This window comes from Streptomyces sp. NPDC001020 (assembly GCF_053599115.1).
On sequence record NZ_JBSFLQ010000022.1, the window covers coordinates 29584 to 53183 of the forward strand.

23 protein-coding genes and 1 pseudogene are annotated in these 23600 nt (G+C 70.7%); 14 read left to right on the top strand and 10 right to left on the bottom strand.

Annotated features, from left to right (window positions below):
• Positions 1-18 precede the first annotated feature (18 nt).
• From ACWDEX_RS21510 to ACWDEX_RS21520, 3 genes are all read right to left on the bottom strand, one after another.
• Entirely contained in the window at positions 19-1146 is a 1128-nt protein-coding gene (locus ACWDEX_RS21510) for a CapA family protein (RefSeq protein ID WP_450465307.1), read from the bottom strand.
• 130 nt (positions 1147-1276) lie between these two features.
• Positions 1277-2584: a phosphoribosyltransferase family protein gene (locus ACWDEX_RS21515; protein WP_450465308.1), complete on the bottom strand. Its 1308-nt coding sequence runs from the start codon at positions 2582-2584 to the stop codon at positions 1277-1279.
• Positions 2585-2596: 12 nt separating this feature from the next.
• A complete protein-coding gene (locus ACWDEX_RS21520) occupies positions 2597-2908 on the bottom strand; it encodes a DUF1876 domain-containing protein (RefSeq protein ID WP_450465310.1) in 312 nt (103 codons plus the stop codon).
• A 191-nt stretch (positions 2909-3099) separates the two neighbouring features.
• Between ACWDEX_RS21520 and ACWDEX_RS21525 the strand changes: the two genes are divergently transcribed.
• Complete coding sequence (locus ACWDEX_RS21525) at positions 3100-3510, top strand: YchJ family protein (RefSeq protein WP_450465311.1); 411 nt, start codon at positions 3100-3102, stop codon at positions 3508-3510.
• Between the two features lie 36 nt (positions 3511-3546).
• On the opposite strand, the gene ACWDEX_RS21530 is transcribed toward ACWDEX_RS21525, so the two are convergent.
• Positions 3547-4248, bottom strand: coding sequence for a FadR/GntR family transcriptional regulator (locus tag ACWDEX_RS21530; protein ID WP_450465313.1), 702 nt, complete (start codon positions 4246-4248; stop codon positions 3547-3549).
• A gap of 131 nt (positions 4249-4379) precedes the next feature.
• On the opposite strand from ACWDEX_RS21530, the gene ACWDEX_RS21535 reads away from it, so the two are divergent.
• Positions 4380-4919 (top strand): gluconokinase, encoded by a 540-nt coding sequence (locus ACWDEX_RS21535; protein WP_450465314.1) that lies wholly within the window; start codon positions 4380-4382, stop codon positions 4917-4919.
• Between the two features lie 97 nt (positions 4920-5016).
• A complete protein-coding gene (locus ACWDEX_RS21540; RefSeq protein WP_450465315.1) occupies positions 5017-6414 on the top strand; it encodes a GntP family permease in 1398 nt (465 codons plus the stop codon).
• Positions 6415-6451: 37 nt separating this feature from the next.
• On the opposite strand, the gene ACWDEX_RS21545 is transcribed toward ACWDEX_RS21540, so the two are convergent.
• Positions 6452-8107 carry an FAD-binding dehydrogenase gene (locus ACWDEX_RS21545; RefSeq protein WP_450465316.1) on the bottom strand — a complete coding sequence of 552 codons (1656 nt, stop codon included), beginning with the start codon at positions 8105-8107 and terminating at the stop codon, positions 6452-6454.
• A 244-nt stretch (positions 8108-8351) separates the two neighbouring features.
• Between ACWDEX_RS21545 and ACWDEX_RS21550 the strand changes: the two genes are divergently transcribed.
• The 6 genes from ACWDEX_RS21550 (at position 8352) to ACWDEX_RS21575 (ending at position 12043) form a co-directional block, all read left to right on the top strand.
• On the top strand, positions 8352-9245 hold the full coding sequence (locus tag ACWDEX_RS21550; protein WP_450465317.1) for a DMT family transporter: 894 nt from the start codon (positions 8352-8354) through the stop codon (positions 9243-9245).
• Between the two features lie 47 nt (positions 9246-9292).
• The gene (locus tag ACWDEX_RS21555; RefSeq protein WP_450465318.1) at positions 9293-9811 is read left to right on the top strand and encodes an NUDIX hydrolase; all 519 of its coding nucleotides are present in this window, start codon (positions 9293-9295) and stop codon (positions 9809-9811) included.
• 58 nt (positions 9812-9869) lie between these two features.
• A complete protein-coding gene (locus tag ACWDEX_RS21560; RefSeq protein ID WP_450465319.1) occupies positions 9870-10262 on the top strand; it encodes a YidH family protein in 393 nt (130 codons plus the stop codon).
• A complete protein-coding gene (locus ACWDEX_RS21565) occupies positions 10259-10582 on the top strand; it encodes a DUF202 domain-containing protein (RefSeq protein ID WP_450465320.1) in 324 nt (107 codons plus the stop codon). Before ACWDEX_RS21560 ends, ACWDEX_RS21565 begins: the two co-directional genes overlap by 4 nt.
• Before the next feature lie 125 nt (positions 10583-10707).
• Positions 10708-11004 carry a hypothetical protein gene (locus ACWDEX_RS21570; protein ID WP_450465321.1) on the top strand — a complete coding sequence of 99 codons (297 nt, stop codon included), beginning with the start codon at positions 10708-10710 and terminating at the stop codon, positions 11002-11004.
• Between the two features lie 127 nt (positions 11005-11131).
• Positions 11132-12043: an MBL fold metallo-hydrolase gene (locus ACWDEX_RS21575; protein WP_450465323.1), complete on the top strand. Its 912-nt coding sequence runs from the start codon at positions 11132-11134 to the stop codon at positions 12041-12043.
• 314 nt (positions 12044-12357) lie between these two features.
• On the opposite strand, the pseudogene ACWDEX_RS21580 reads toward ACWDEX_RS21575, so the two are convergent.
• Positions 12358-12640 (bottom strand): annotated as a pseudogene (locus ACWDEX_RS21580) (RNA-guided endonuclease InsQ/TnpB family protein); the annotation flags it as partial.
• A 70-nt stretch (positions 12641-12710) separates the two neighbouring features.
• On the opposite strand from ACWDEX_RS21580, the gene ACWDEX_RS21585 reads away from it, so the two are divergent.
• Positions 12711-13745, top strand: a complete 1035-nt coding sequence (locus tag ACWDEX_RS21585) for a phosphotransferase family protein (protein ID WP_450465324.1) — start codon at positions 12711-12713, stop codon at positions 13743-13745.
• A gap of 7 nt (positions 13746-13752) precedes the next feature.
• On the top strand, positions 13753-14967 hold the full coding sequence (locus ACWDEX_RS21590) for an acyl-CoA dehydrogenase family protein (RefSeq protein ID WP_450465325.1): 1215 nt from the start codon (positions 13753-13755) through the stop codon (positions 14965-14967).
• Between the two features lie 56 nt (positions 14968-15023).
• Here the strand turns inward: ACWDEX_RS21590 and ACWDEX_RS21595 are convergent, their stop codons facing one another.
• The 3 genes from ACWDEX_RS21595 to ACWDEX_RS21605 form a co-directional block, all read right to left on the bottom strand.
• Complete coding sequence (locus ACWDEX_RS21595; RefSeq protein WP_450465327.1) at positions 15024-15278, bottom strand: hypothetical protein; 255 nt, start codon at positions 15276-15278, stop codon at positions 15024-15026.
• 122 nt (positions 15279-15400) lie between these two features.
• Positions 15401-15994 carry a TetR/AcrR family transcriptional regulator gene (locus tag ACWDEX_RS21600; RefSeq protein WP_450465329.1) on the bottom strand — a complete coding sequence of 198 codons (594 nt, stop codon included), beginning with the start codon at positions 15992-15994 and terminating at the stop codon, positions 15401-15403.
• 226 nt (positions 15995-16220) lie between these two features.
• Positions 16221-16985 (bottom strand): SDR family oxidoreductase, encoded by a 765-nt coding sequence (locus ACWDEX_RS21605; protein WP_450465436.1) that lies wholly within the window; start codon positions 16983-16985, stop codon positions 16221-16223.
• 198 nt (positions 16986-17183) lie between these two features.
• On the opposite strand from ACWDEX_RS21605, the gene ACWDEX_RS21610 reads away from it, so the two are divergent.
• Positions 17184-18431 carry an exo-beta-N-acetylmuramidase NamZ family protein gene (locus ACWDEX_RS21610; RefSeq protein ID WP_450465330.1) on the top strand — a complete coding sequence of 416 codons (1248 nt, stop codon included), beginning with the start codon at positions 17184-17186 and terminating at the stop codon, positions 18429-18431.
• Between the two features lie 113 nt (positions 18432-18544).
• Positions 18545-19861 (top strand): serine-threonine protein kinase, encoded by a 1317-nt coding sequence (locus ACWDEX_RS21615; RefSeq protein ID WP_450465331.1) that lies wholly within the window; start codon positions 18545-18547, stop codon positions 19859-19861.
• A gap of 17 nt (positions 19862-19878) precedes the next feature.
• Here the strand turns inward: ACWDEX_RS21615 and ACWDEX_RS21620 are convergent, their stop codons facing one another.
• Complete coding sequence (locus ACWDEX_RS21620; RefSeq protein WP_450465332.1) at positions 19879-22659, bottom strand: penicillin acylase family protein; 2781 nt, start codon at positions 22657-22659, stop codon at positions 19879-19881.
• Positions 22660-22946: 287 nt separating this feature from the next.
• Between ACWDEX_RS21620 and ACWDEX_RS21625 the strand changes: the two genes are divergently transcribed.
• Positions 22947-23549, top strand: coding sequence for a hypothetical protein (locus ACWDEX_RS21625; RefSeq protein WP_450465333.1), 603 nt, complete (start codon positions 22947-22949; stop codon positions 23547-23549).
• The last annotated feature ends 51 nt before the right edge of the window (positions 23550-23600 follow it).

Below are 23600 nucleotides of genomic sequence, written 5' to 3' on the forward strand. Positions count from 1 at the left end.
CAGCGGGGCCGCCCCGGGTCACATGTCTCCTTCGCCGGTCGACCGGAGCGTGAGCGTGCCGTCGGGCCCGCGGTCGACGCGCGTGCCCATGTCCCGGCTGTAGGTGTCGAGGACGGTACGCAGCCACTCGGCGTCCTCGGCCGACGCGTGCTCCAGGCGCATCCGACGCGCCTGGAGGGTGACGATGCGCGTGCCGGTCAGTCGGCCGGTGCCCGGCTCCACCGACACCAGGTAGAGCAGCCGCAGGTCGTCCCGGTACCGGTCGTAACCGCCGATGCCCTCGTAGTCGTCGACGAGGTCGCCGCAGCCGTACAGGACGAGCCTGTCCCGGTACACCTCCAGCGGGCGCGGATGGTGCGAGGAGTGTCCGTGCACGATGTCCGCACCCGCGTCGACGAGTGCGTGGGCGAAGCGGACCTCGGCGTGGGAGACGTCGTAGCCCCAGTTGGGGCCCCAGTGGACGGAGACGACCGTGATGTCGCCCGGTTGTCTCACCTGCCGCAGACGGTCGGCGAATCGGGCGGCGGCCGCCGTCGACGGCCCCGCGACGAAGTCGACACCGGCCTGCTCGTCGGTTGCTGCCCAGCCGTGCGGGACCCCGCTGGAGGGCATCCCGAAGCAGAAGACCAACACCCGTCCCCCTGGGCCCAGGGGGACGATCGCCGGCCGTCTCGCCGCGGCCGCATCCCGGCCGGCCCCCGCCGTCCGCAGCCCCGCCTCCGCCAGGGCGTCGAGCGTTTCATCGAGGCCTCCCCGGCCGAAATCGAGCACATGGTTGTTGGCCAGGGCGCAGACGTCGGGGCGGGCTGCGGCCAGGCACGGCAGGTTGGCCGGGTTCATCCGGTAGTGGACGCCTTTGCCGGGGGCGAACTCCCCGCCCCTGGTCACGGCGGTCTCGAGATTGATCACGCGTACGTCGGGCGCGGCGTCCTCCAGGACCGACAGTGCCTCGCCCCAGGGCCAGTGGAAGCCGACCGGCCGCGGAATCGGCCCGTTCGCGACCTCGGCCAGGCCGACGTAGCTCCGGGCGTCGTGGATGTACGTCTCCCGCAGCGCCGGGTCACCGGGGTGCGGGAGGATCTGGTCGACGCCCCGACCGAGCATCACGTCACCGCCGAGGAACAGGGTGACCGCACCCTTGTCCATGCTTTCACGCTAATGCGCGCACCGGCCGTATGCGAAGGGCTCGTCCGGGTGTCTCGGGACGGCCGGGACTTCCGGTACGGGTTCCATGCGATGCGCCGCACCGGATGCCGCGAGCTTCCCGGTCGCGGCACTAGACGTGGGCGGGTGCCATGTGGTCGGTGAACCAGTCGCGGGCCAGGTCGGTCACCATCTCCAGTGTTCCCGGTTCCTCGAACAGGTGTGTGGCACCGGGGACGATCGCGAGCCGGTTCTCGCAGCGCAACTGGGCCTGCGCCTGCCGGTTGAGGTCGAGCACCGTCAGGTCGGCGCCGCCGACGATGAGCAGCGTCGGGGACGTGACCGCGGGCAGCCGGGATCCGGCGAGGTCGGGCCGGCCGCCGCGCGAGACGACCGCGGCGACGTGTGTCTCCGGCTCCGCGGCGGCCCACAGGGCGGCGGCAGCGCCGGTGCTGGCGCCGAAGTACCCGATGGCCGTTCCCTCGGCCTCCGGCTGTCCGCGCAGCCAGCCGGTGGCGTCGGCCAGCCGTCCGGCCAGCAGTCCGGTGTCGAACACGTTGGCCCGGTCGCGCTCCTCGTCCTCGGTGAGCAGGTCGAACAGCAGTGTCCCGAGGTCGGCCAGGTTCAGTCCCTCGGCCACGAACCGGTTGCGCGGGCTGCGCCGGCTGCTGCCGCTGCCGTGTGCGAAGACCACGATCCCGGCCGCGCCCTCAGGCACGGTCAACCGGCCCCGCAGCCGTACGGCACCGGCGATCACCTCTACTTCCCGGTCCGCGCGCCCGGCACGGGTGGCGGATCCGTGTGGGCGGCCCGTCGCCCGCTCCAGGCAGGCGGCGACCTCCTCGTCGTCGACCTGGGAGAAGTCTGCGTAGAACTGCCCGATCGCGTAGAAGTCCCGTGGCGTCTCGAGGCAGACCAGTTCGTCGGCGTCCCCGCCCAGCCGCTCGGTCCAGTCCTGCGGCGCGACGGGGACCGCCAGCACGATCCGCGCCGCGCCGCGGGCCCGGGCGATGCGGCAGGCCGCCCGCGCGGTGGATCCGGTGGCCACCCCGTCGTCGACCACGACCACGGTCCGCCCCGCGATACCGACCGGCGTACGCGAGCCCCGGTAGAGCCGGGACCGCCGCTCCATCACCTCGCGCTCGCGGTCCTCCACCTGCGCCAGTTCTTCCGGAGTGACGCGCGCGTCACGCACCACCACGTCGTTGATCACGCGCACGCCGTCCTCGCCGATCGCCCCCATCCCCAGCTCCGGCTGGAAGGGCACTCCCAGTTTCCGGACCAGACAGACGTCCAGTGGCGCGCCGAGCGCCTCGGCGACCTGCGCGGCAACCGGCACCCCTCCTCTGGGCAGCCCGAGCACCACGACGTCCTCGCCCCTGAGGTTCCCGAGGCGGGCCCCCAGCCGGTGTCCCGCTTCGAGACGGTCCATGAAGAACACGGTTCAGCCTCCTCATTCCCGGGCGGACCACAGCGGCGCGGGCGAGGGTTCGTCCACCGCCCCGACCGCCTTGATGTCACCCGCGGCTGTCTGGAGCAGCTGTCGGCCCAGCGCCACCAGTGCCCGGCCGACGGCGAGTTCGTCACCGATCTCGGGCACCGCCGTGTCGTCCGGGTTCCGGTGGGCTGCGGCACGGCTCTCCAGCACGTTGTCACCGGTGTCCAGGACGACCCGCGCCGTGGTGTCCGGATCGTGTTCGGACAGGTAGAGACGCAGCGTCCACTCCTTGGCGGACGGAGGCCGGCTGCCGGTGGCTCTGGTCATCGTCCGTCCCTCCTCAGCCGTGCGGGACAAGCGGGGGCGCGGCCCCCTTCCACTGTGACTCCGATGGGCGCCTGCCGCACGGGGCGGGCGATCCAGGGCCCGCGGTGGCACATCGGGGCGCGCGGTCAGGGAGGTGGCACTGTCTTGGGCCTGCCGACGGGGCTCCCGTCGCAGCGGGCACAATGGCGGTCATGACCACGCGTTCCTGTCCGTGCGGCCTACCCGAGGCGTACGAGAAGTGCTGCGGCCGTTTCCTCCTCCAGCCTCGAACACACTCGGCCGGGGGGACCCCCGTGGGTGCTGCCCTCGCGCCGACCGCCGAGGCGCTGATGCGGTCGCGGTACAGCGCTTTCGTGCGGCTGGACGCGGGGTATCTGCTGCGCACCTGGCATCCGCGTACCCGGCCGGCCCGGCTCGATCTCGACCCGGGGATGCGGTGGACCGGGCTGGAGGTTCTGGCCACGACGGACGGCTCGGCGTTCCACTCCACGGGGACCGTGACCTTCCGGGCCTCGTACCAGGGTGGTTCGCTGCACGAACACAGTCGGTTCGAGCGGGTCGACGGGGCGTGGGTGTATGTCGACGGAGACTTCGTGGAGTAACGCCCGTTGCCACCGGGGCCCGGTCGGGGCGCTTGGTCAGGGGGCCAGGATGTCCAGCTCGCGCAGCGCGCCGACGGCGATCTCACGGGTCAGCTGTTCCGCCCGGGCCGCGTCACCCTCCCGTACCGCCTCGGCGACCTGGACGTGCAGCGTGACCGCCGCCGGGTCGGGGTCCTCGAACATGACGTCGTGATGGGTCCGGCCGGTCAGAACCTCCGCGACGACGTCGCCGAGCCGGGCGAACATCTCATTGCCCGAGGCGTCCAGGATCACCCGGTGGAAGGCGACGTCGTGGACCAGATAGCTGTTCAGCTTGTGACCACGTGAGTTCGCGACCATGCCCAGCGCGCACTCGGTGAGTTCGGCGCACTGTTCGGGCGTGGCGTTGTGCGCGGCCAGGCCCGCGGCCGCCGGCTCGATCGCCGAGCGCAGGATGGTCAGCGAGCGCAACTGGTGCGGGCGGTCGGCGCCGGCCAGACGCCACCGGATGACCTGCGGGTCGTAGACGTTCCACTCGGACTTGGGGCGGACCCTGACGCCGACCCGGCGGCGGGACTCCACCAGGTGCATCGACTCCAGAACCCGCACCGCCTCGCGCATCACGGAGCGTGACACCTCGAAGTGCTGGGCCAGTTCGTCCGTACGCAGAACGCTGCCCGGCGGGTGGTCGCCCGCGGTGATCGCGGGGCCGAGGGTGTCCAGTACATGGCCGTGAAGCCCCCGGCCCGGTGTGCTCATGCGCTCAGGTTACGGGGCGGATCACCCGATGAAAAAGTCAGACTTATTCGTCACACTCACTTGAATTCGTCGTACCTAATCGGTTTCAGTGTCCGTCGGCATCAGATGTCGACGAAGACAGCGAGAGGACGATGCAGCAAGTGCGCACCCCCCACGTGGTCGTGGTCATGGGCGTCGCGGGTACCGGCAAGACCACGATCGGTCCCCTGCTGGCGGCCCGGCTCGGCGTTCCGTACGCCGAGGGCGACGACTTTCACCCCCCGGCCAACATCGCCAAGATGTCGGCGGGTGTTCCGCTCACCGACGAGGACCGGTGGCCATGGCTGGACGCCATCGGCGCCTGGGCGCACGGGCGCGCGGGGCTCGGCGGGGTGGTCAGCAGCTCGGCGCTGAAGCGGGGGTACCGCGACCGGCTGCGGGCCGCGGCCCCCGACGTCGTCTTCGTTCATCTGACAGGCGACCGCGCCCTCATCGAGGACCGGATGGCGCACCGGCAGGGGCACTTCATGCCCACCGCGCTGCTGGACTCCCAGTTCGCCACGCTGCAGCCGCTGGAGTCGGACGAGGCGGGGGTCCTGGTGGATGTCTCGGGAACCCCCGAGGAGATCACCGACCGTGCCCTGAACGCCCTGAGCGACCTCGAGCCGTCGGCCGCACGGCCCTCGCAGTAAGTCCCCGCCTTCGCGGCGGGCCCTCTCCCCCAGGGTCCCGGGGGCGCTCCTCCTCACCAGGAACCGAGAGTTCCTCTCCTCACGCAAGGGAACACCCGTGACCAGACTCAGCGTCGAGATGCTGGCAGCGGACACCGTCGAGCCGATCACGTCGGCGGGCCACGCTCAACTGGGCATCGCGGTGGTGGCGGGCATCGCCGTCATCGTGCTGCTCATCACCCAGTTCAAGCTCCACGCCTTCCTGGCCCTGACCATCGGCTCGCTCGCGCTCGGCGCGTTCGCCGGGGCGCCGCTCGACAAGGCGATCACCAGCTTCACCACCGGGCTCGGCTCGACCGTCGCCGGTGTGGGTGTCCTGATAGCCCTGGGCGCGATCCTCGGCAAGCTGCTCGCCGATTCCGGCGGCGCGGACCAGGTCGTCGACACGATCCTCGCCAAGGCGGGAGGGCGTGCGATGCCGTGGGCGATGGTGCTGATCGCCTCGGTGATCGGTCTTCCGCTGTTCTTCGAGGTCGGCATCGTGCTGCTGATACCGGTGGTGCTGATGGTCGCCAAGCGTGGCAACTACTCGCTGATGCGCATCGGTATCCCGGCGCTGGCCGGGCTGTCCGTGATGCACGGTCTGATCCCGCCGCACCCCGGCCCGCTGGTCGCGATCGACGCCGTCCAGGCGAACCTCGGTGTCACGCTGGCGCTCGGCGTACTGGTCGCCGTCCCGACGGTGATCATCGCCGGTCCGCTGTTCTCGAAGGTCGCCGCCCGCTGGGTGGACGTCCCGGTCCCCGACCGCATGATCCCGCCGCGCGCCTCCGAGGACCTGGACAAGCGCCCCGGCTTCGGTGCCACGCTGGCCACCTTGCTGCTGCCGGTCGTCCTGATGTTGTCCAAAGCACTGGTCGACATCATCGTCGACGACCCGGCGCACATGGTGCAGCGCGTCTTCGACGTGATCGGCTCGCCGCTGGTCGCACTGCTCGCGGCCGTGATCGTGGGTATGTTCACGCTCGGCCGCGCGGCCGGGTTCAGCAGGGAGCGGATCACCCAGACCGTCGAGAAGGGGCTCGGTCCCATCGCGGGCATCCTGCTCATCGTCGGCGCCGGCGGCGGCTTCAAGCAGACGCTGATCGACTCGGGCGTGGGCCAGATGGTCCTGGACGTCTCCAAGAACTGGTCGATACCCGCGCTGCTGCTGGCCTGGCTGATCGCGGTGACGATCCGGCTGGCGACGGGGTCGGCAACCGTGGCGACCGTCTCGGCCGCCGGTCTGGTCGCCCCGCTCGCGGCCGACATGTCGACCACCCACGCGGCCCTGCTGGTGCTGGCCATCGGCGCCGGCTCGCTCTTCCTGAGCCATGTGAACGACGCCGGGTTCTGGCTGGTCAAGGAGTACTTCGGGCTCAGCGTCGGCCAGAACCTGAAGACCTGGTCGATCATGGAGTGCATCGTCTCTGTGGTCGCCGGCGGCCTGGTCCTGTTGCTGTCCCTGCTGATCTAGTGCTGTGACCGAGCGGCGGTGGCGACCCCGGGGCCGGTTATCCGACTGCCCTCGCCGCCGCCCGCCCGGCCATGCGGCCCGAGAACAGGCAGCCGCCGAGGAACGTGCCCTCCAGGGAGCGGTAGCCGTGGACCCCGCCGCCGCCGAAGCCGGCGGCCTCGCCTGCCGCGAACACACCCGGAAGCGGGTCACCGCCCTCGGTCAGCACCCGCGAGGACAGGTCGGTCTCCAGACCGCCGAGCGTCTTGCGGGTGAGGATGTTGAGGCGTACGGCGATCAGCGGGCCCGCCTCCGGGTCGAGGATGCAGTGTGGGGCGGCCGTGCGGATCAGCCGGTCGCCGAGGTACCTGCGGGCGCCGCGGATCGCCGTCACCTGGAGGTCCTTGGTGAAGGGGTTGAGGATCTCCCGGTCACGCTCGACGATCTGGCGGCGCAGTTCGGCCTCGTCGATGAGCGGTTCCTTGGTGAGCGCGTTCATGCCGCGCACCAGCGCCCCCAGGTCCTTCTCGACGACGAAGTCGACACCGTGGTCCATGAACGCCCTGACCGGGCCGGGTACGTCCGCGCGTGCCCGGCCGATCGTGCCCCTGACCGACTTCCCGGTGAGGTCGGGGTTCTGCTCGGAGCCCGAGAGCGCGAACTCCTTGCCGATGATCTTCCGGTCGAGTACGAACCAGGTGTGCTCGTAACCGGTCTTCATGATGTGCTCGAGCGTGCCGAGAGTGTCGAAGCCGGGGAAGAGCGGGACGGGCAGCCGTCGGCCGCAGGCGTCGAGCCAGACGGAGGACGGGCCGGGCAGGATACGGATGCCGTGGTTCTCCCAGACGGGGTTCCAGTTGTGGAGGCCCTCGGTGTAGTGCCACATCCGGTCGCGGTTGATCAGCCGGGCGCCGGCCGTTTCGGCGATGCCGAGCATCTTCCCGTCGACGTACGCGGGAACGCCGGAGACCATCCGCTCGGGCGGGCTGCCGAGGCGCTCCGGCCAGTTGGCGCGGACCAGGTCGTGGTTGCCGCCGATGCCGCCCGTGGTGATGATCACCGCCTGGGCCCTGAACTCGAAGGCGCCGGTGACGGTGCGGCTGCTGGCCCGGCCCCGTGGCGCATCCGACGGATCGAGGATTTCACCGGTGACGGTGTCGACGGTGCCCGCGCTGCGCGACAGCCCGGTGACACGGTGGCGGAACTTCAGCTGTACGAGGCCACGCGCGACCCCGGCGCGCACCCGCCGCACGAACGGTTCGATCACCCCGGGTCCGGTCCCCCACGTGATGTGGAAACGCGGGACCGAGTTGCCGTGGCCGCCCGCGTCGTATCCGCCGCGTTCGGCCCAGCCGACCACCGGGAAGAAGCGCATCCCCTGCCGGCGCAGCCAGGCCCGCTTCTCGCCCGCGGCGAAGTCGACGTACGCCTCCGCCCATCTGCGCGGCCAGTGGTCCTCGGGCCGGTCGAATCCGGCCGTGCCCATCCAGTCCTGGAGGGCGAGCGCGTGACTGTCCCTGATGCGCAGGCGGCGCTGTTCGGGCGAGTTCACGAAGAAGAGGCCGCCGAAGGACCAGAACGCCTGGCCGCCCAAGGACTGCTCCGGTTCCTGGTCGAGGACGATCACTTTCCGTCCGGCGTCCGCGAGTTCCGCGGCCGCGGTCAGTCCGGCGAGGCCTGCCCCGATCACGATGACATCAGCGTCGTAGGCCATGCGCCCGTCCTCTCACGGCGACTACCGGTCGGTACGTGGTTACCGACGGGTCAGATCCTTCGGCAGAAGAGTGACCGAGTCAACCGCCTGTTCACGGGTACTCGAAACGTTCGCGCCCATGCCGGCCGTCCCGCGAGCGAGGGCTTGCCGAGAGCGGTCAAGCAGGGGCGGGCCACGGCCGGGAGCGCTAGAGTCAGCGTGATACGCACCTCCGTGACCCCGCTGAACTATTGAGGTACGCAGCGTGTCGGTATTGGTTCTGGCTCTCTCCGTGAGCGCGGCCTTCTGCCTGGGCACCGGATTCGTGTTGCAGCAGAACGCCGCCCAACAGGCACCGCTGAGTGACTTCCTCTCCTTCCGGCTACTCCTGGACCTGGCGAAGGTGCCGCGTTGGCTCGGCGGCCTGGGTCTGATGGTGGCGGGCATGATCCTCAGCGCGGTCGCGCTGACCCACGGTGAGATCTCCCTGGTCGAGCCGCTGGTCGCCACGAACCTGCTGTTCGCCATGGCCCTGTCCCGCCACCAGACCAGACAACCCCTGGGCCGCCAGGGCTGGGGCGGGCTCGCGCTGCTCGCCGGCGGCGTCGCGGCCTTCATCCTGGCGGGCCAGCCCAAAGCCGGCGAAGCGGTCACGAATCCCGTACGGCACTGGGTGATCATCGGCGTGATGGTCGGCCTGGCACTGCTGCTGACGACGTATGCGAAGAAGTCGCGGATGATCATCGGGCCGGTGCTGCTGGCAGTGGCGGCGGGACTGCTGTACGGCGTACAGGATGCGCTCACGCGGGTCAGCGGTGAGCGGTTCAGGGTGGGTGGCTGGACGGAGTTCATCACGGGCTGGCAGCCATACGCCGTGGTGGTGCTCGGTGTCACGGGACTGGTACTGGTGCAGAGCGCGTTCGAGACGGCACCGCTGCGGATGTCCCTGCCGGCACTCACCGCGGCCCAGCCACTGGCCGGGATCGCCTGCGGGGTGGGTTTCCTCGGCGACCAGCTGCGCACCGACACGGGCGCACTGGCCTGGCAGGCGGCGGGGCTTGCGGCGATCGTCCTCGGCATCGTGCTGCTGGGAATGCACCCGGCCATGCCACGGGGGACGGCGGCGCCGGAGCGGGCGAAGGACCTGCAGCCGAGGTGATGCGGCCACTCCTCACTCCGCGGCCGGGGACTGGTTGGATGGACGGCATGAACGCCGCTGACGAACTCCTCGACATCGTGGACGAGAACGACAGGGTCATCGGGCAGTCGCCGCGCGGCGAGGCGTACGAGCGCGGGCTGCGCCACCGGTGTGTGTTCATCCAGGTACGGGACGCCGAGGACCGCCTGTTCGTCCACCGCCGCACTCCCACCAAGCTGGTCTTCCCCTCTCTCTACGACATGTTCGTCGGCGGGGTCGTCGGCGCGGGCGAGGCCTACGACGACGCCGCCCTGCGGGAGGCCGAGGAGGAGCTCGGGGTCAGCGGGCTGCCCCGGCCCGAGCCGCTGTTCACGTTCCTGTACGACGACGGCGCCGGCCGGACCTGGTGGTCCGCGGTCTACGGGGTGCGCTGCGACCTGCCCGTCAGCCCCCAGGCCGAGGAGGTCGCCTGGCACGCCTTCCTGCCCGAGGAGGAGGTGGAACGGCGACTGTCCGACTGGGAGTGGGTCCCGGACGGGCTCGCCGCATACGAACGGCTCAAGAGGAACCGTCGGTCCGCGGGCTGAACTCCCCCGGGTCGTAGGCGGCCCCGGACCGGCACAACCGCCCGGTAGGGTCCTGCGCGTGAGTGAATTCGCACGGAACGTCCGCCTCTGGTTCACCCCCGAGGACATCCGCGAGGAGGGCGACACCCCCGACTACCGTTTCTCGCTGGCCAACGAGCGCACCTTCCTGGCGTGGCTGCGCACCTCGCTGGCGCTGATCGGCGGCGGCTTCGCCGTGGACCAGTTCCTGCCTCAGCTGCCCCGGGTCTGGCGCGCCGGGCTCGCCCTCGCGCTGCTCGTCGCGGGGGTACTGTGCTCGCTGCGCGCGATCAATCACTGGGTGCGCTGCGAGCGGGCGATGCGACGTGACGAGGATCTTCCCGCGTCCCGCTTCCCGACCGTACTGAGCCTTGCCGTCGCCGTGGTGGCGGTCGCCATGGTCGCGGTCGTCCTCCTCGGCCTGGCGGGATGAGCGCCCCGCTCCCGCGGCGGGATCCGGGACTCCAGCCGGAGCGCACCCGGCTCGCGTGGCGGCGTACCACGCTGTCGAGCACCGTGGCCGCCGTGCTCGCCGTGAAGGCGACGCTGTTCGACAGAACGGCGGCCGGCCTCGCCGTCGCCGCCCTGTGCTGCCTGCTCTGGCTCGGCTTCCTGATCCTCGCTTACCGCCGTATCCACGCCCTGGCGACCGCCGACCCCGGCCGGCCGCCACGCCTCGCGCCCCGTCACGCGGCCGCCGCGACCTTCTGCATGGTCGCACTCGCGGCGTGTGCCGCGGCACTGGTGTTCTAGTGCCGCGGACGCCAGACGACCCCGCCACGTCGCGAAGCCCGAAACACACCGGATGAGCCGGATATGCACCGTTTCGTTAGCCTGGGACTCACAGCACGACATCTCAGAAGGCGAAGGTGAGCGCCATGAGCACCCCCCACCGGGATCACACCGCACACCGCCACAGCCACGGCCCAGCCTGCGGGCACGACGCGGTGCCGCACGGAGACCATGTGGACTACGCGCACGACGGGCATCTGCACCGCGAACACAAGGGCCACTGGGACGAGTGCGAGCCCGCCAGGCACGTCGCGCACCAGGGCCACGAGCACCAGCACGGCGAGGGTTGCGGACACCACCCCGTCCAGCACGGAGACCACGTCGACTACCTGCACGACGGCCACCGGCACGCCCAGCACGAGGGGCACTGGGACGACCACTGACGAGCACTCCGGCGGTCGTGCCGACAACTCCGGCCATGGGATCTTGTCGCCGCGCACAGACTGGGGGATCTTGTTGCCGACGTGCAGGACTGCCTGCCACCGGTGGACGACGACCCCAGGGGGACCCATGACCACAGCGGAGCCGTACACGCTCGCACTCGCCGACGACGTGCACGCCTATGTGCAGCCGGACGGCGGCTGGTGTCTGAACAACGCCGGGTTCGTGAGCGACGGGACGGTCACCCTGCTCGTGGACACGGCCGCGACCGAGCGCCGTACGCGCGCCCTGGCCGCGGCCGTCGCGGCCACCGGAGCACCCGCACCGCGGTGGGTCGTCAACACCCACCACCACGGCGACCACACCTACGGAAACGGCTTCTTCGCACCGGCCGCGACGATCGTCGCGCACGCCGACTGCCGCCGGGAGGTGCTGGCCTGCGGACACCAACTGGAACTGATCTGGCCGGAGAACGACTACGGGGACATCCGGATCGTGGGCGCCGACCTGACGTACCGGGACCACATCACGATCCACGTCGGCGGAGTCGAGGCCGAGGTGATCCACCCGGGCGTGGCACACACCGTCGGCGACTCGGTGGTCTGGCTGCCGCACCGGCGTGTGCTGTTCGCCGGGGACCTGATCTTCGAGGGCGGGACGCCGTTCATCCTGATGGGTTCGCTCAGCGGCTCGCTGCGGGCGCTGGAGCGGCTGCGCGCGCTGGGCGCGGAGACCGTTGTACCCGGGCACGGATCCGTCACCGACCCGTCCGCGTTCGACCGCACGGAGAGCTATCTGCGGTTCGTCGCCGATGTGGCGCAGCGCGGCCGCGCGGCGGGCCGTACGCCGCTGGAGGCGGCTCGGGCCACGGACCTCGGCAGGTTCGCGGAGCTGCCCGAGAGCGAGCGACTGGTGGCCAATCTGCACCGCGCTTACGCCGAACTGGACGGGCTGCCCGAGGGAGCGCCACTGGATCCGCTTCCCGCCTTCCGGGACATGGCGGTCATGAACGGCGGGGAGATGATGACCAGCCACGCGTGAGTCCGCGCCGGGGCCGTCCGGCCGTGACGGCCCTCACCGATCGGCGCCACGACGATCGTGGCGCCGATCACGTTCACTGCGTGGACTGGACGACATACCGACCGGTCGGCATCATGATGCCAGTGCCCCGGCACTGGTCCTGTTTTTCCGCGCGTGCAGGAGCAACGTTGACATCCTCCCCATCCTGACGGAGGGGGATTCCTACGGCTCGCGCTGTAGGAGTTCCTGCTTCATCGCCGACTGCCCGCCCGGAGTACTCCGTTGAGGCCTTACACCGGCTCCACAGGCCGACACCGCCAGCCCGGCGGTCGGCAAATGCGGGCATGGATGCGGGCGACCTTCTGGCGGGCCCTGGCCCGGTTGGCACCCTCACCCTTGGCCTTACGGGAGAACTCCCGCTGCACCCTGGCCAGGCGCGCGGTCACGCCGCTCGTGCCGGGGGTTGCTGACCTTCTCCCCGGTGGACAGGGTCAACAGGTGGTCGAGCCCCGCGTCCACACCAACCGCGTTGCCACTGCCCGCCAGCGGCTTGACGGTCGGATCCTCACACAGGAGAGACACGAACCAGCGTCCGGCCACGTCCTGCGACACCGTCACCATTCTCCCCCGCAAGCGGGAGCCACCCCCACCCCGCCCTGAAGGGCAGGGCTTCCTCGAAGGAGACCAGATGAGCCCAGAGCACCCACCGGGACTCGATCTCGACCGGCTGCGCGGTCTGCTCGACGTCGAGCGGCCGGGCCTGGTGAACGGCCCCTTGACCGGCCGGCTGATCGAGGGCGGGCGGTCGAACCTCACGTACGCCGTCTCGGACGGCGCGGCCACCTGGGTCGTACGACGGCCCCCGCTCGGGCATGTGCTGGCGACCGCGCACGACATGAAGCGCGAACACCGGGTGATCAGCGCGCTGCATCCGACGGCCGTTCCGGTGCCGCGCCCGGTGCTGCTGTGCGAGGACGAGTCGGTCCTGGGCGCCCCCTTCTATGTGATGGACTTCGTGGCGGGCACCCCGTACCGCACCGCCGGTCAGCTCGCGCCGCTGGGCGCGGAGCGCACCCGTAACGCCGTGCTGTCACTCGTGGACACCCTCGTAGAACTGCACGCGGTGGATCCCGCCGAAGTGGGCCTGGCCGACTTCGGACGGCCCGAGGGTTTCCTGGACCGGCAGTTGCGGCGCTGGGGCAAGCAGCTGGACGCCTCCCGGGGTCGCGAGCTGGCCGGCATCGACGAACTGCACGCCACGCTCGGACGCCACCTGCCCGACTCTCCCGCACCCGCCGTCGTGCACGGCGACTACCGTCTCGACAACGTCCTCATCGACGCGGACGACCGGATCAAGGCTGTCCTCGACTGGGAGATGTCCACGCTCGGCGACCCGCTCACCGACCTGGGCCTGCTGGTGATGTACTGCACGCCGCTCGGTATGCCCGACTCGCCCGTGTCCACCACCGCCGAGGCTCCCGGACACCCCTCGCCCGCCGAGCTGGTGGAGCGGTACGCCGCGCGCTCGGGGCGCGACGTGAGCACCCTGTCCTGGTACACGGCGTTCGCCTGGTTCAAGCTCGCCGTGATCCTGGAGGGCATCCACTACCGGTACACGCTCGGGCAGACGGTCGGCCGCGGATTCGACCGCATCGGCGAACTCGTACCGGTCTTCATCCAGCACGGCCTGACCACCCTTCACTCAGGCCTTCGGAAGGGCTGATCCCGTCATGGACTTCGCGTTCGACGCACGCACCGAGGAACTGCGCGCCAGACTCCTCGCCTTCATGGACGAGTACGTCTACCCGGCCGAGCAGCTCGTGCACGAGCAGCGCGCCCGGCTCTCCTCTCCGTGGGAGAACCCCCCGGTGGTGGAGGAGCTGAAGGCCGAGGCACGCCGCCAGGGACTGTGGAACCTGTTCCTTCCCGATGCCGAGCACGGTGCCGGGCTGACCAACCTGCAGTACGCCCCGCTCGCCGAGATCACCGGCCGTTCACCGCAGTTGGCGCCGACCGTCACCAACTGCGCGGCGCCCGACACCGGCAACATGGAGGTGCTGGCGCAGTTCGGCGACGAACGGCAGAAGAAGCAGTGGCTGGAGCCGCTGCTCGCGGGTGAGATCCGTTCGGCGTTCGCGATGACCGAACCCGAGGTGGCGTCCTCGGACGCCACGAACATCACCACGCGCATCGAGCGGGACGGCGACCGATACGTCATCACCGGCCGCAAGTGGTACATCTCCGGTGCCATGCACCCGGACTGCAAGATCTTCATCGTGATGGGCAAGACCGACCCGGACGGGCCGGACATCCGCCGCCAGCAGTCGATGGTGCTGGTAACCCGGGACACCCCCGGTGTCACGGTCACACGGGCGATGCAGGTCTTCGGGTACGAGGACCACTTCCATGGAGGGCACGCGGAGGTGGTTTTCGACCAGGCGCGTGTACCGGTGTCGAACCTCATCGGCGAGGAGGGTGGCGGCTTCGCCATCGCCCAGGCCCGGCTCGGCCCCGGTCGTATCCATCACTGCATGCGACTGATCGGCATGGCCGAGCGGGCGATCGAGCTGATGTGCCGGCGGGCGGTGTCCCGTACGGCGTTCGGCAAGGCGCTGGCCCAGCAGGGTGTGGTCCACAACTGGATCGCGGACGCGCGGGTGCAGGTCGAGCAGTTGCGGCTGCTGGTGCTGAAGACCGCCTGGCTGATGGACACCGTCGGCAACAAGGGCGCCCACACCGAGATCCAGGCCATCAAGATCGCCACGCCCCGCACGGTGACCGGCATCCTGGACCGGGCGATCCAACTGCACGGCGCGGGCGGTGTCAGCCAGGACTTCCCGCTCGCCGAGCTGTACGCGGCCGCGCGCACGCTGATGCTCGCGGACGGTCCGGACGAGGTGCACCAGCGGTCGCTGGCACGACGGGAGCTGAAGAAGTACCTGTAGTCCCGGTGTGGACGAAGCCATGGCTCATGGCCTCGGCGGAAGGGTAGGAGCAGGCTTCACGCCCCGCTCCGGGAGGTCCGGAGCGGGGCACGCAGCAGCGGGCCGCGTGTGACCGGTCGGCCGGGGCCGGCCGTGGTCGGGAATGCCGCCCCCCAGGCGAGGACGCGGCCGTCGGAGGTCAACGCCAGACTGTGGATGTAACCGCCGGCGATGCCGGTGACCTGGGTACCGGTGGGGAGGTGCACCCCGACCGGCGCGTTGCTGCGGGTGGTGGTGCCGTTCCCCAGGGTGGCGTTCGTTCCGCGGGCCATCGGGGAGCGGGCCGGGCTGCCCTGCGTGCGGATACGGCAGCCCGAGCCGGGCCGGACGGTCGTGCTGGCCGGGCGGGGGCCGCGGCCCCGGAATCCGGCGGCCGCGGCCCTCGTCGCTCATCTCACGGCCGCAGCGCCCGCAGCAGCAGGTCAGCCAGGTGGTCGGCGACCTCCTGCGGGCTGAGCGGGCCGCCCGGGCGGTACCAGGTGGACAGGTGGTGGACCGAGCCGAAGTGGTAGTCGACCACGAGGTCGGCCGGGGTGGCCTTGGAGAAGACGCCCTGTTCCTGGCCTTCCTCGATGAGTGCGCGGAAGCCTTCGTGGTAGCGCCGGCGCTCGGCACGGACCTGCTTGTTCTTCTCCGGGCCGAGGTGGTGCATGGAACGGAAGAAGATCATCGCGTCGTCGAGGTTCTCGATCGTGGTGACGACGACGTCGGCCGCCGCGTCCCGCAGCCGCTTCTCGACCGGCTCGTCGGCGTTCGCGAACGCGTCGAGACGCTCCTGCTGGACCCGCAGCACGCGCGCGTACACCTCGTGCAGGAGGTCGTCCTTGGAGCCGAAGTAGTGGTACAGCGCCCCCTTGGTGACGCCGGCCGCCTCGACGATCTCCTGTACGGAGGTGCGGTCGTAGCCCTGGTCGGCAAAGAGCCGGGTGGCGGCGGCGAGAAGCCGCTGCGGGACGGGGGTGCCGTCTCCTTCCGTGGTCCTGGGCACTGCCGCCACCTGCCTTTCCATGGTCCTGCTGAGTCTTACCGGTCCTGCTGACCGTCCTGCGTACGGGAACGGAGTTCCCGACGGAGGATCTTCCCACTCGCCGCCTTCGGCTGGTCCGGCAGGCTCCCCACCTGGCGCGGGTCCATGTCAGGCGGCCAGTCTCTCCCCGCGGTACGCGGCCGCCGCACGGGGGTCATGCGGCCGCGTGGCAGAAGCGGAAGGCCGGTCACCGGACCCCTTCCCACTTCTGCTGGATGTGGTTCATGTGCGCCAGCCAGCGGTCGGGATCGTTGGCCCGCGCCTGGTAGTGCCCGGCGGCCTCCGGATGCGGCAGGACCAGGAAGCGATCCTGCGCGATGCCCTCGAACAGGGCGTCGGCCACGTCCTCCGGTTCGATCGCGGTCGGCCGCAGCAGCAGGTCGCCCACGCTGCCGGTGGCGGCCAGCATGTCGGTGCGCACGCCCTGCGGGCAGATCGCGTGCACCTTGATCCCGCGGTGGCAGTACGTCAGCGACAGCCACTCGGCGAAGGCGTACGCCCCGTGCTTGGTGACGCTGTAGGGGGCGGCACCGATCATGGTGAGCAGTCCGGCGGCGGAGACGGTGGAGACGAAACGGCCGCTGCCGCGCTCCAGCCAGGCCGGGAGCAGCGCCTCGGCGGCACGCACATGGGCCATGACGTTGACGTCCCAGGCCTGTGCCCAGACCTCCTCGCCGGCCGCTTCCGAACCGGCCGAGCCGACGCCCGCGTTGGCGCAGTACACGTCCACCGTCCCGCCGAGCGCGTCGCGCGCCTCGGCGACGATCGCGGAGGCGTCGCCCGCGAGCGCGATGCCGCCGATCTCCTCGGCGACCGACTTCGCCTTCCCGGCGTCGAGGTCGTTGACGACGACGCGGGCCCCTTCTGCGGCGAACCGGCGGGCCAGTGCTGCTCCGATGCCGCCCCCTGCCCCGGTGACGACCACTCCCGCACCCTGAACTGCTTCCACCAGCGGCCTCCTGCGACTCGACACGAATCGGCTTCGACGCGGAGACTAACCGGTCGGTATGCCGTGGGGAAGTGGTGGCCGGGCGGTGTTGAGCAGGCGGTCCACTCCGGTGCGACGCGTTCCGGTCCGGGTCGTTCCGCGCCGCCCCGGCGCACGCTAGCGTGCGTGGGCATGACACGTGCCGATCACGGAGGTCGTCGTATGAAGCTGTCCAGACGGAGCCTGTTCGCCACCACGGCCGCGGTCGCGGCCTCGACCGTCCCTGCCGCGCAGGCCAAGGCGGCCCCCGAGGGCCGTGGCCGCCCGCTGAACACCGGGTTCGAGCGCCTGGCGGCCGACGGCTACGCGCGGCTCGACGGGCAGCGGGTCGGCATCGTCACCAACCCGACCGGCATCACCCGGGACGTGCGCCACATCGTGGACGTCATGCATGCCGACCGCCGGGTGAACCTGGTCGCCGTGTTCGGCCCGGAGCACGGCTTCCGCGGCACCGCGCAGGCGGGCGGATCCGAGGGCCGCTACGACGACCCGGCCACCGGGCTGCCCGTGTACGACACCTACCTCAAGAGCGGCCAGCCGCTCGCCGACATCTTCACCGCCTCCGGCGTGGACACGGTCGTCTTCGACATCCAGGACGCGGGCGCCCGCTTCTACACGTACATCTGGACGCTCTACGACTGCATGGAGGCCGCCGCGCTGGCCGGCAAGCGGTTCGTGGTGCTCGACCGTCCGAACCCGGTGACCGGCCGGGAGGCCCTGGGCCCGGTGTTGCACCCGGAGTTCGCCACCTTCGTGGGACGGCAGCCGATCTCCCAGGCGCACGGCATGACGGTCGCGGAACTGGCGCGACTGTTCAACGGGGAGTTCCTGACCAGGCCGGTGCGCCTGGAGACCGTACCGATGACCGGCTGGAACAGGTCGCAGTTCTTCGACGCCTCCGGGCTGCCCTGGGTACCGCCGAGCCCCAACATGCCGACCCCGGAGACCGCCCTCGTCTACTCCGGCACCTGTCTGTTCGAGGGCACCAACCTGTCGGAGGGCCGCGGTACCACCCGCCCCTTCGAACTGCTCGGCGCCGAGGGCATCGACGGCCGCTGGGCGGAGGCCGCGGGCGCGCTCGGGCTGCCGGGTGTGCGCTTCCGGGAGGCCTACTTCGCGCCCACCTTCTCCAAGTTCCAGGGCCGGACGGTCGGCGGCGTACAGATCCATGTCCACGACCGGGCCGCCTACGACCCCGTACGGACCGGGATCGCGCTGCTCGTCACCGCCAAACAGGTCTGGAGCGGCTTCGCCTGGCGCTCGGACAACTGGATCGACAAGCTCACCGGCTCCACGCGCGTGCGCACGATGATCGACGCCGGGGCGGACACCGACGCGGTGGTGGCCGGCTGGCGGGAGGAACTCGCGGCGTTCCGGAAGGTTCGGAAGGGATATCTGCTCTACAAGTGAGCCGCAAGGACCCTCCCGCGCCCGGTTGAGTCGTGACCTATGGCCAACTCCCCCCGCGGGCAGGACGATGCACCACACATCGCACCCGTTCGGTAGGGACGTGGGGGGTTGTCATGCTGGATCCTGGAATGAGCGTGGCTCCGTACTGGGAGCTGACCTTCGACGCGGACGGGGACGTGGACGGCCCCGAGCGGGACCGGCTGCTCGCGGGCCTGTCGGCGAGCGGCGTGCGCGACCTGATCGTCTTCGCGCACGGCTGGAACAACGACCGCTCCACCGCGACCCGGCTCTACAGCGACTTCTTCGCGCCGCTCCCGCGGCTCGCCCCGGCCGCACGGATCGGGTACGTGGGCGTGGTGTGGCCGTCGATGCGGTTCAGCGACGAGCCGATCCCCGACTTCCCGCACTCGACCGTCGTCGGGCCCGGTCCGGGCCCGACGCTGGACCCGGACACCCGGCAGGCACTCCTCAACGCCTTCCCGGGGCGGGCCACGGTGGTCGACCGGCTCGCGCGGATGCTGGAGCTGCGTCCGCGCGAGGCGGCCGGTCTGGAGGAGTTCGGGCGGCTGGTACGGCTGCTCGTGGAGGTGGAACCATCGGCGCCGCGGGGCAGATTCGTGGCGGACACGGTGTCAGCGGGCCTGCCGCAGAGCGAGCCGGGGATGTTCGCACGGCCCACGGCAGCCGTCTGCGGCGAGTTCGCGCAGGCGGAGGCACAACTGGCGGCGCCCGAAGGGCAGGAGTCGTTCTCGCTGCCGAACCCGTGGGACGGCGCGAAGGAGTTGCTGCGTCAGGCGACGTACTACGCGATGAAGCGGCGCGCGGGCACGGTCGGTGAGCGCGGTCTGGGCCCGGCGCTGGGCCGGCTCGCGGACGCGGCCACGGGCCTCAGGATCCATCTGGTCGGGCACAGCTTCGGCGGCCGTCTGGTGTCGTTCGCGCTGCGCGGGCTGCCCGCGGGGGTGCGGGCGGTGAAGTCCGTGACGCTGCTCCAAGGTGCCTTCTCGCACTACGCGTTCGCGACCGGGCTGCCGGACGACACGCACACGGGAGGGGTGCTGCAGGGCCAGGAGCACCGCGTCGACGGGCCCCTGGTGTGCTGTTTCTCCCGCTTCGACACGGCCCTCGGCACGTTCTATCCCCTGGCCGCGCGCCTCGCCGACGACGACCGGTCACTGCTCGGCCTCGACGTCGGCGCGCTGCTCGGGGCGAGATGGGGTGCGATGGGGCATGACGGGGTCCAGGCGGTGCCGGGCACGCGCTCGCGCACTCTCGCCGACGCCCTGAGTTCGCCGCTGCCCGTGTCCGGGTGCGTGAACGTCGACGCCGCCGAGGTGGTCCGGCGCGGCGGCCCGCCGGCCGGCGCGCACAGCGACATCCTGCACCCGGAACTCGCGCGGGTGGTACTGGCGGCGGGCCGCATCCGCTGACCCGCCGCCGGACGGCGTCACCGGTGGGAGGTGTACTCCACCACCTGCTGGTAGGTGGGCCGGTTCTGCCAGCCGATCCTGCCGTGCTTGATGCCGCCGAGAGGACGCTGGACGATCGAGTCCGCGCACCACTGGTCACCCGCCGAGCACTGGTCGTCGCCAGGGTAGACCTGGGCCGCCGTCATGCCCGCCGCCTGCTTCAGGGTGCTGATCAGGATGTCCCGGCAGGAGCCGAGGCTGCCGCCGCCGCAGTACGTCCGTGCCAGCGGACCCTGCACCGGCTCACCCAGCACCGTACGGATGTCCTTGTCGACATAGCTCCACCAGCCGTACTGGAAGGCGCTTCCGGCGTGCGAGCCGGTCGCACCGTGCCCCGCCGACGGGGACTCGTCGACCGGCAGGTCGGCGGTGAAGGCGGTGTAGAGGTCGCTGCCCAGGCCTGGTTCGAACTCCGCCTTCACCAGCAGCGGCCACCAGGCGTCCAGGATCCGGATCGCGTCGGCGTTCGCGTAACTCTTGGATCCGGCCGAGGTCGCAGTGCGCTTGGTGCCCGCTGTCACCCAGGCGCGCAGCTTGCTCAGTGCCGCCGCGGCTGTCGGGTCGGTGACCTGCGAGCTGTCGATCACCTTCAGCAGGTTCGGCAGGACGTCCTCGGCGCGCAGGTCGGCGACGGCGGCGTCGGCCATCGCCCGGGTCAGCGAGGCGCGGGTCACTCCGCCCGCCGTGACCAGCTTCTGCACCCGGTCCTCGAGCAGATCGCCGCGGTGCACGGAGCCCTCCCCCCAGGGCGCGGCCGTGTAGTCCTTGGCCTGCTTGTTGTTCCAGGAGATGTAGTAGTCCTGGTCGATGGAGTTGGGGTGGGCCGAGGTCGGAGTGTAGTCGGCGGTGTTGGTGGCCGGGTCCCAGCTCCGCCACTCGTACGGCGGCCTCGCCCACACCGGGAACTCGGCGTCGACGCCGTTCGCGCGTACCGGGTTGTCGCCGCTGTTGTAGTACGCGGTGTGCTGGGAGTCGGCGTAGAACCAGTTGAACGTGAAGTTGATGTGCTGCGTGGCCTGCTGGAAGTCCTGTGGGCCCTTGATGAAGCCGGGGTCGTTGAGCATCTGGAAGCCGATGATGGAGTCGACCTCGTGCCGGTAGGAGGAGCGCAGGGTGGTGTAAGCGACCTTCTTGCCGCCGACGGTCGCGCGGTACTGCACGGGGCCGTACTTCGTGCGCCACACGCGCATCGTGTAGGAGCCGGCCGGGGTGCTGTCGGCGGTGGTGGGCTTCCAGGAGTTGGCCTGCTCGACCTTGTCCATGGCCGTACAGGTGCCGTGGAACAGGTAGTGGTAGTCGTCCTGGCACAGCTCCACGGCGTAGGTGTCGATGATGTCCTGGCCGGAGGTCGTGGCGCTCCACGAGAAGTCCTGGCCACGGCCGAGTTCGACATACATGCTCAGGCCGGCGAAGGAGGCACCGCGGGCGCTGATGCCCGGCCCCTGGATCTCCTGGAGCATCAGCAGTTGCGGGGCGAAATAGCCGGTCTGCGGGCCGAAGACGGCGACGGGGTGACCGCTGGCGGTGTGCGCGCCGCTGACGACCAGGGCGTTGGACATGCCACGTCTGGCGGAGGACACGGCCGTCTTGGCAGCGGTCGTGGCCGCGCTCCTCGCGGCCGAACCGCTCGCGCTGCCGGTGCGACCGTAGACGAGCGGCTCCTGGGTCACCGAGCCGGCGTCGGGCAGGGCCTCGCCCTGCGGGGTGGTCGGCTTCGTGGCATACGGGAAGCTCTGGCCGTCGTGGAGGGTGAGGACGGCCTCGGGGTCGTTGCGCTCGCGGAAGGACTCCCAGACCTTGGTGCCCTCCTCGATGCCGTACTTGGCCTGCGCGGCCAGCAGCGAGAGCGCGTTGTTCACCTCGCCGCCCCCGCCGGAGCCGAACAGCGAACCGATCACGGAGGCCAGTGCGACCAGGTCGGTGGCCTTGAAGTGCTCGATGGTGCCGGCGTTGGTGATCGGGTCCTTGTGGCCGGTCAGGTCGTACTCGCCAGGGAAGTAGAGGCCGGCGTCGGAGGCGTCGATATAGGCGTTGACGCCGGCGAGGTAGGCGCCCACGTCGGCGAGTGCCTGCTGGCCGCGCGTGCCGCTCTTGGCCACCGCGCTGTCGATCTGCGCCTGCAGGTCGGCCTCGGTGTAGGGCGCGTTGCGGTAGAACTCCTGCTCCAGGCCCTGGTTGGCGGGGGCGCCGCCCGCGAAGGAGGTCAACTGGCCGCGGCCGACGTGCCGGAAGACGTCCATGAGCCACAGCCGGTCCTCGGCGGCGGCGTATCCGGCGCCGAACTCGGTGCCGGAGCGGGTGGTTCCCGTGATGTGCGGTACACCGGTCTTCTTGTCGCGGACGATCGTGACGTCACTGCGGCCGGCGGGCTTCTCGGTGGAGGCGACCTGGTCCGAGGGGACCCCCAACGAGGCGTCGTTGAAGAAGTCGTTGATCTTGTCGTTGGTGAGCGCGGGGTAGCCCGTGGCGAGGTTGGCGTAGGGGCCGAGCTGGTCCTCGGCGTGGCTGGGCTGGATCCCGAGGGTCTGGTTGAGGAGGATCTGGGCGAGCGTGGCGTTGCCGTTCTCGCCGGGCGGCAGGATGTCCGAACACTGGCCGCCGCAGTAGTCGTCGGCAACGGCCGCTTCCGCGGTGCCGACGGCCACCGGGGACAGCAGACCGGCGACGAGCACGCATATCGACGCGGTCTTGAGGAACTTGGCGAATCTGCGGGGAGTTCTCAGTATGTCGAGAGCGGTGCGTGGGGTGCGCCGTGGCATGGCAGCTCCTCCGGACGATGATGGGCCGGACGTTACCGCCGGTATCCCCGCGGATGAAGATGAACATGCGTCAACTTTGCGTGGACTGAGTGTGGTTCATGCGGCGGTTCGGGTGACGAACGGGGCGTGAGACAGGACCGCCGCGAACGGTTCGGAGAGCGGCTTATGGAGGTCATCGGAAAACGGATGGAGCCGAATCGCTTGTCGATACGTCTATTCGGCGACGTCCGTACGACGACGCCGAAGTGACCGCAGTACAGGTGCAGGTGTGACGGAGGTGCAGGGCGATGGCCGGTTTCCGGAGTCTGGCGAGACAGGTGCGGGATCCGAGGTGCGATCTGGCACTGCGACGCTATTCACTGCGCAAGTGCCTTGAGAAGTTCGCCCCCTACGGGCACCGGGCGACCTGGGACCATCTGTGCTCCCGGGCCGGGTTCGGCCCCGAGGACCGCTCCCCCGATCCTGCGCGGCTCGTGGCCGCACTGGACGAACTGGAGGAGGCCCGCTCGGTCTGGCTCGCCTACGAGGCGGAGTTCACCCAGCGCCGAAGGAAGGAGAAGCACGAGGGACTGCGCAGGCCGGGCAGTGTGGACGACTGGCATCGGCTGACCTGGGGCGGCTTCGGGGTCGCCTGGTGCGAGGACCCGAGCGTCCATCCTCAGGAACCGCTGGCCGAGGTACTGCGCCGGCTCATCGCCGCACTGGAGCACGGGCCGGGCTCGGCCTGTCCGGTGTGCACCGGTGAGCGCCTCGTCTGGAAGTACGACCTGGCTCACGAGCCCTCCGCGGGCCCGGTCTGCGCGAACTGCGGCATCGTGGTGCCGCGGCCGGTGCTCACACCGGGGGCCCTGGCCGAGGCCAGACGGGCACGGCTGCTGGTGTCGGCCTGACGTCCCCGTCACGGGCGGTGCGAGGGGGAACCGCACCCGCTCTGTCGGTGG

Excerpts from the sequence above, each read along its gene's own strand:
- ACWDEX_RS21510 (WP_450465307.1), bottom strand. The coding sequence starts at position 1,146 with ATGGACAAGGGTGCGGTCACCCTGTTCCTCGGCGGTGACGTGATGCTC.
- ACWDEX_RS21520 (WP_450465310.1), bottom strand. The coding sequence starts at position 2,908 with ATGACCAGAGCCACCGGCAGCCGGCCTCCGTCCGCCAAGGAGTGGACG.
- ACWDEX_RS21525 (WP_450465311.1), top strand. The coding sequence starts at position 3,100 with ATGACCACGCGTTCCTGTCCGTGCGGCCTACCCGAGGCGTACGAGAAG.
- ACWDEX_RS21530 (WP_450465313.1), bottom strand. The coding sequence starts at position 4,248 with ATGAGCACACCGGGCCGGGGGCTTCACGGCCATGTACTGGACACCCTC.
- ACWDEX_RS21535 (WP_450465314.1), top strand. The coding sequence starts at position 4,380 with ATGCAGCAAGTGCGCACCCCCCACGTGGTCGTGGTCATGGGCGTCGCG.
- ACWDEX_RS21545 (WP_450465316.1), bottom strand. The coding sequence starts at position 8,107 with ATGGCCTACGACGCTGATGTCATCGTGATCGGGGCAGGCCTCGCCGGA.
- ACWDEX_RS21555 (WP_450465318.1), top strand. The coding sequence starts at position 9,293 with ATGAACGCCGCTGACGAACTCCTCGACATCGTGGACGAGAACGACAGG.
- ACWDEX_RS21565 (WP_450465320.1), top strand. The coding sequence starts at position 10,259 with ATGAGCGCCCCGCTCCCGCGGCGGGATCCGGGACTCCAGCCGGAGCGC.
- ACWDEX_RS21570 (WP_450465321.1), top strand. The coding sequence starts at position 10,708 with ATGAGCACCCCCCACCGGGATCACACCGCACACCGCCACAGCCACGGC.
- ACWDEX_RS21575 (WP_450465323.1), top strand. The coding sequence starts at position 11,132 with ATGACCACAGCGGAGCCGTACACGCTCGCACTCGCCGACGACGTGCAC.
- ACWDEX_RS21585 (WP_450465324.1), top strand. The coding sequence starts at position 12,711 with ATGAGCCCAGAGCACCCACCGGGACTCGATCTCGACCGGCTGCGCGGT.
- ACWDEX_RS21590 (WP_450465325.1), top strand. The coding sequence starts at position 13,753 with ATGGACTTCGCGTTCGACGCACGCACCGAGGAACTGCGCGCCAGACTC.
- ACWDEX_RS21595 (WP_450465327.1), bottom strand. The coding sequence starts at position 15,278 with ATGGCCCGCGGAACGAACGCCACCCTGGGGAACGGCACCACCACCCGC.
- ACWDEX_RS21610 (WP_450465330.1), top strand. The coding sequence starts at position 17,184 with ATGAAGCTGTCCAGACGGAGCCTGTTCGCCACCACGGCCGCGGTCGCG.
- ACWDEX_RS21615 (WP_450465331.1), top strand. The coding sequence starts at position 18,545 with ATGCTGGATCCTGGAATGAGCGTGGCTCCGTACTGGGAGCTGACCTTC.
- ACWDEX_RS21620 (WP_450465332.1), bottom strand. The coding sequence starts at position 22,659 with ATGCCACGGCGCACCCCACGCACCGCTCTCGACATACTGAGAACTCCC.
- ACWDEX_RS21625 (WP_450465333.1), top strand. The coding sequence starts at position 22,947 with ATGGCCGGTTTCCGGAGTCTGGCGAGACAGGTGCGGGATCCGAGGTGC.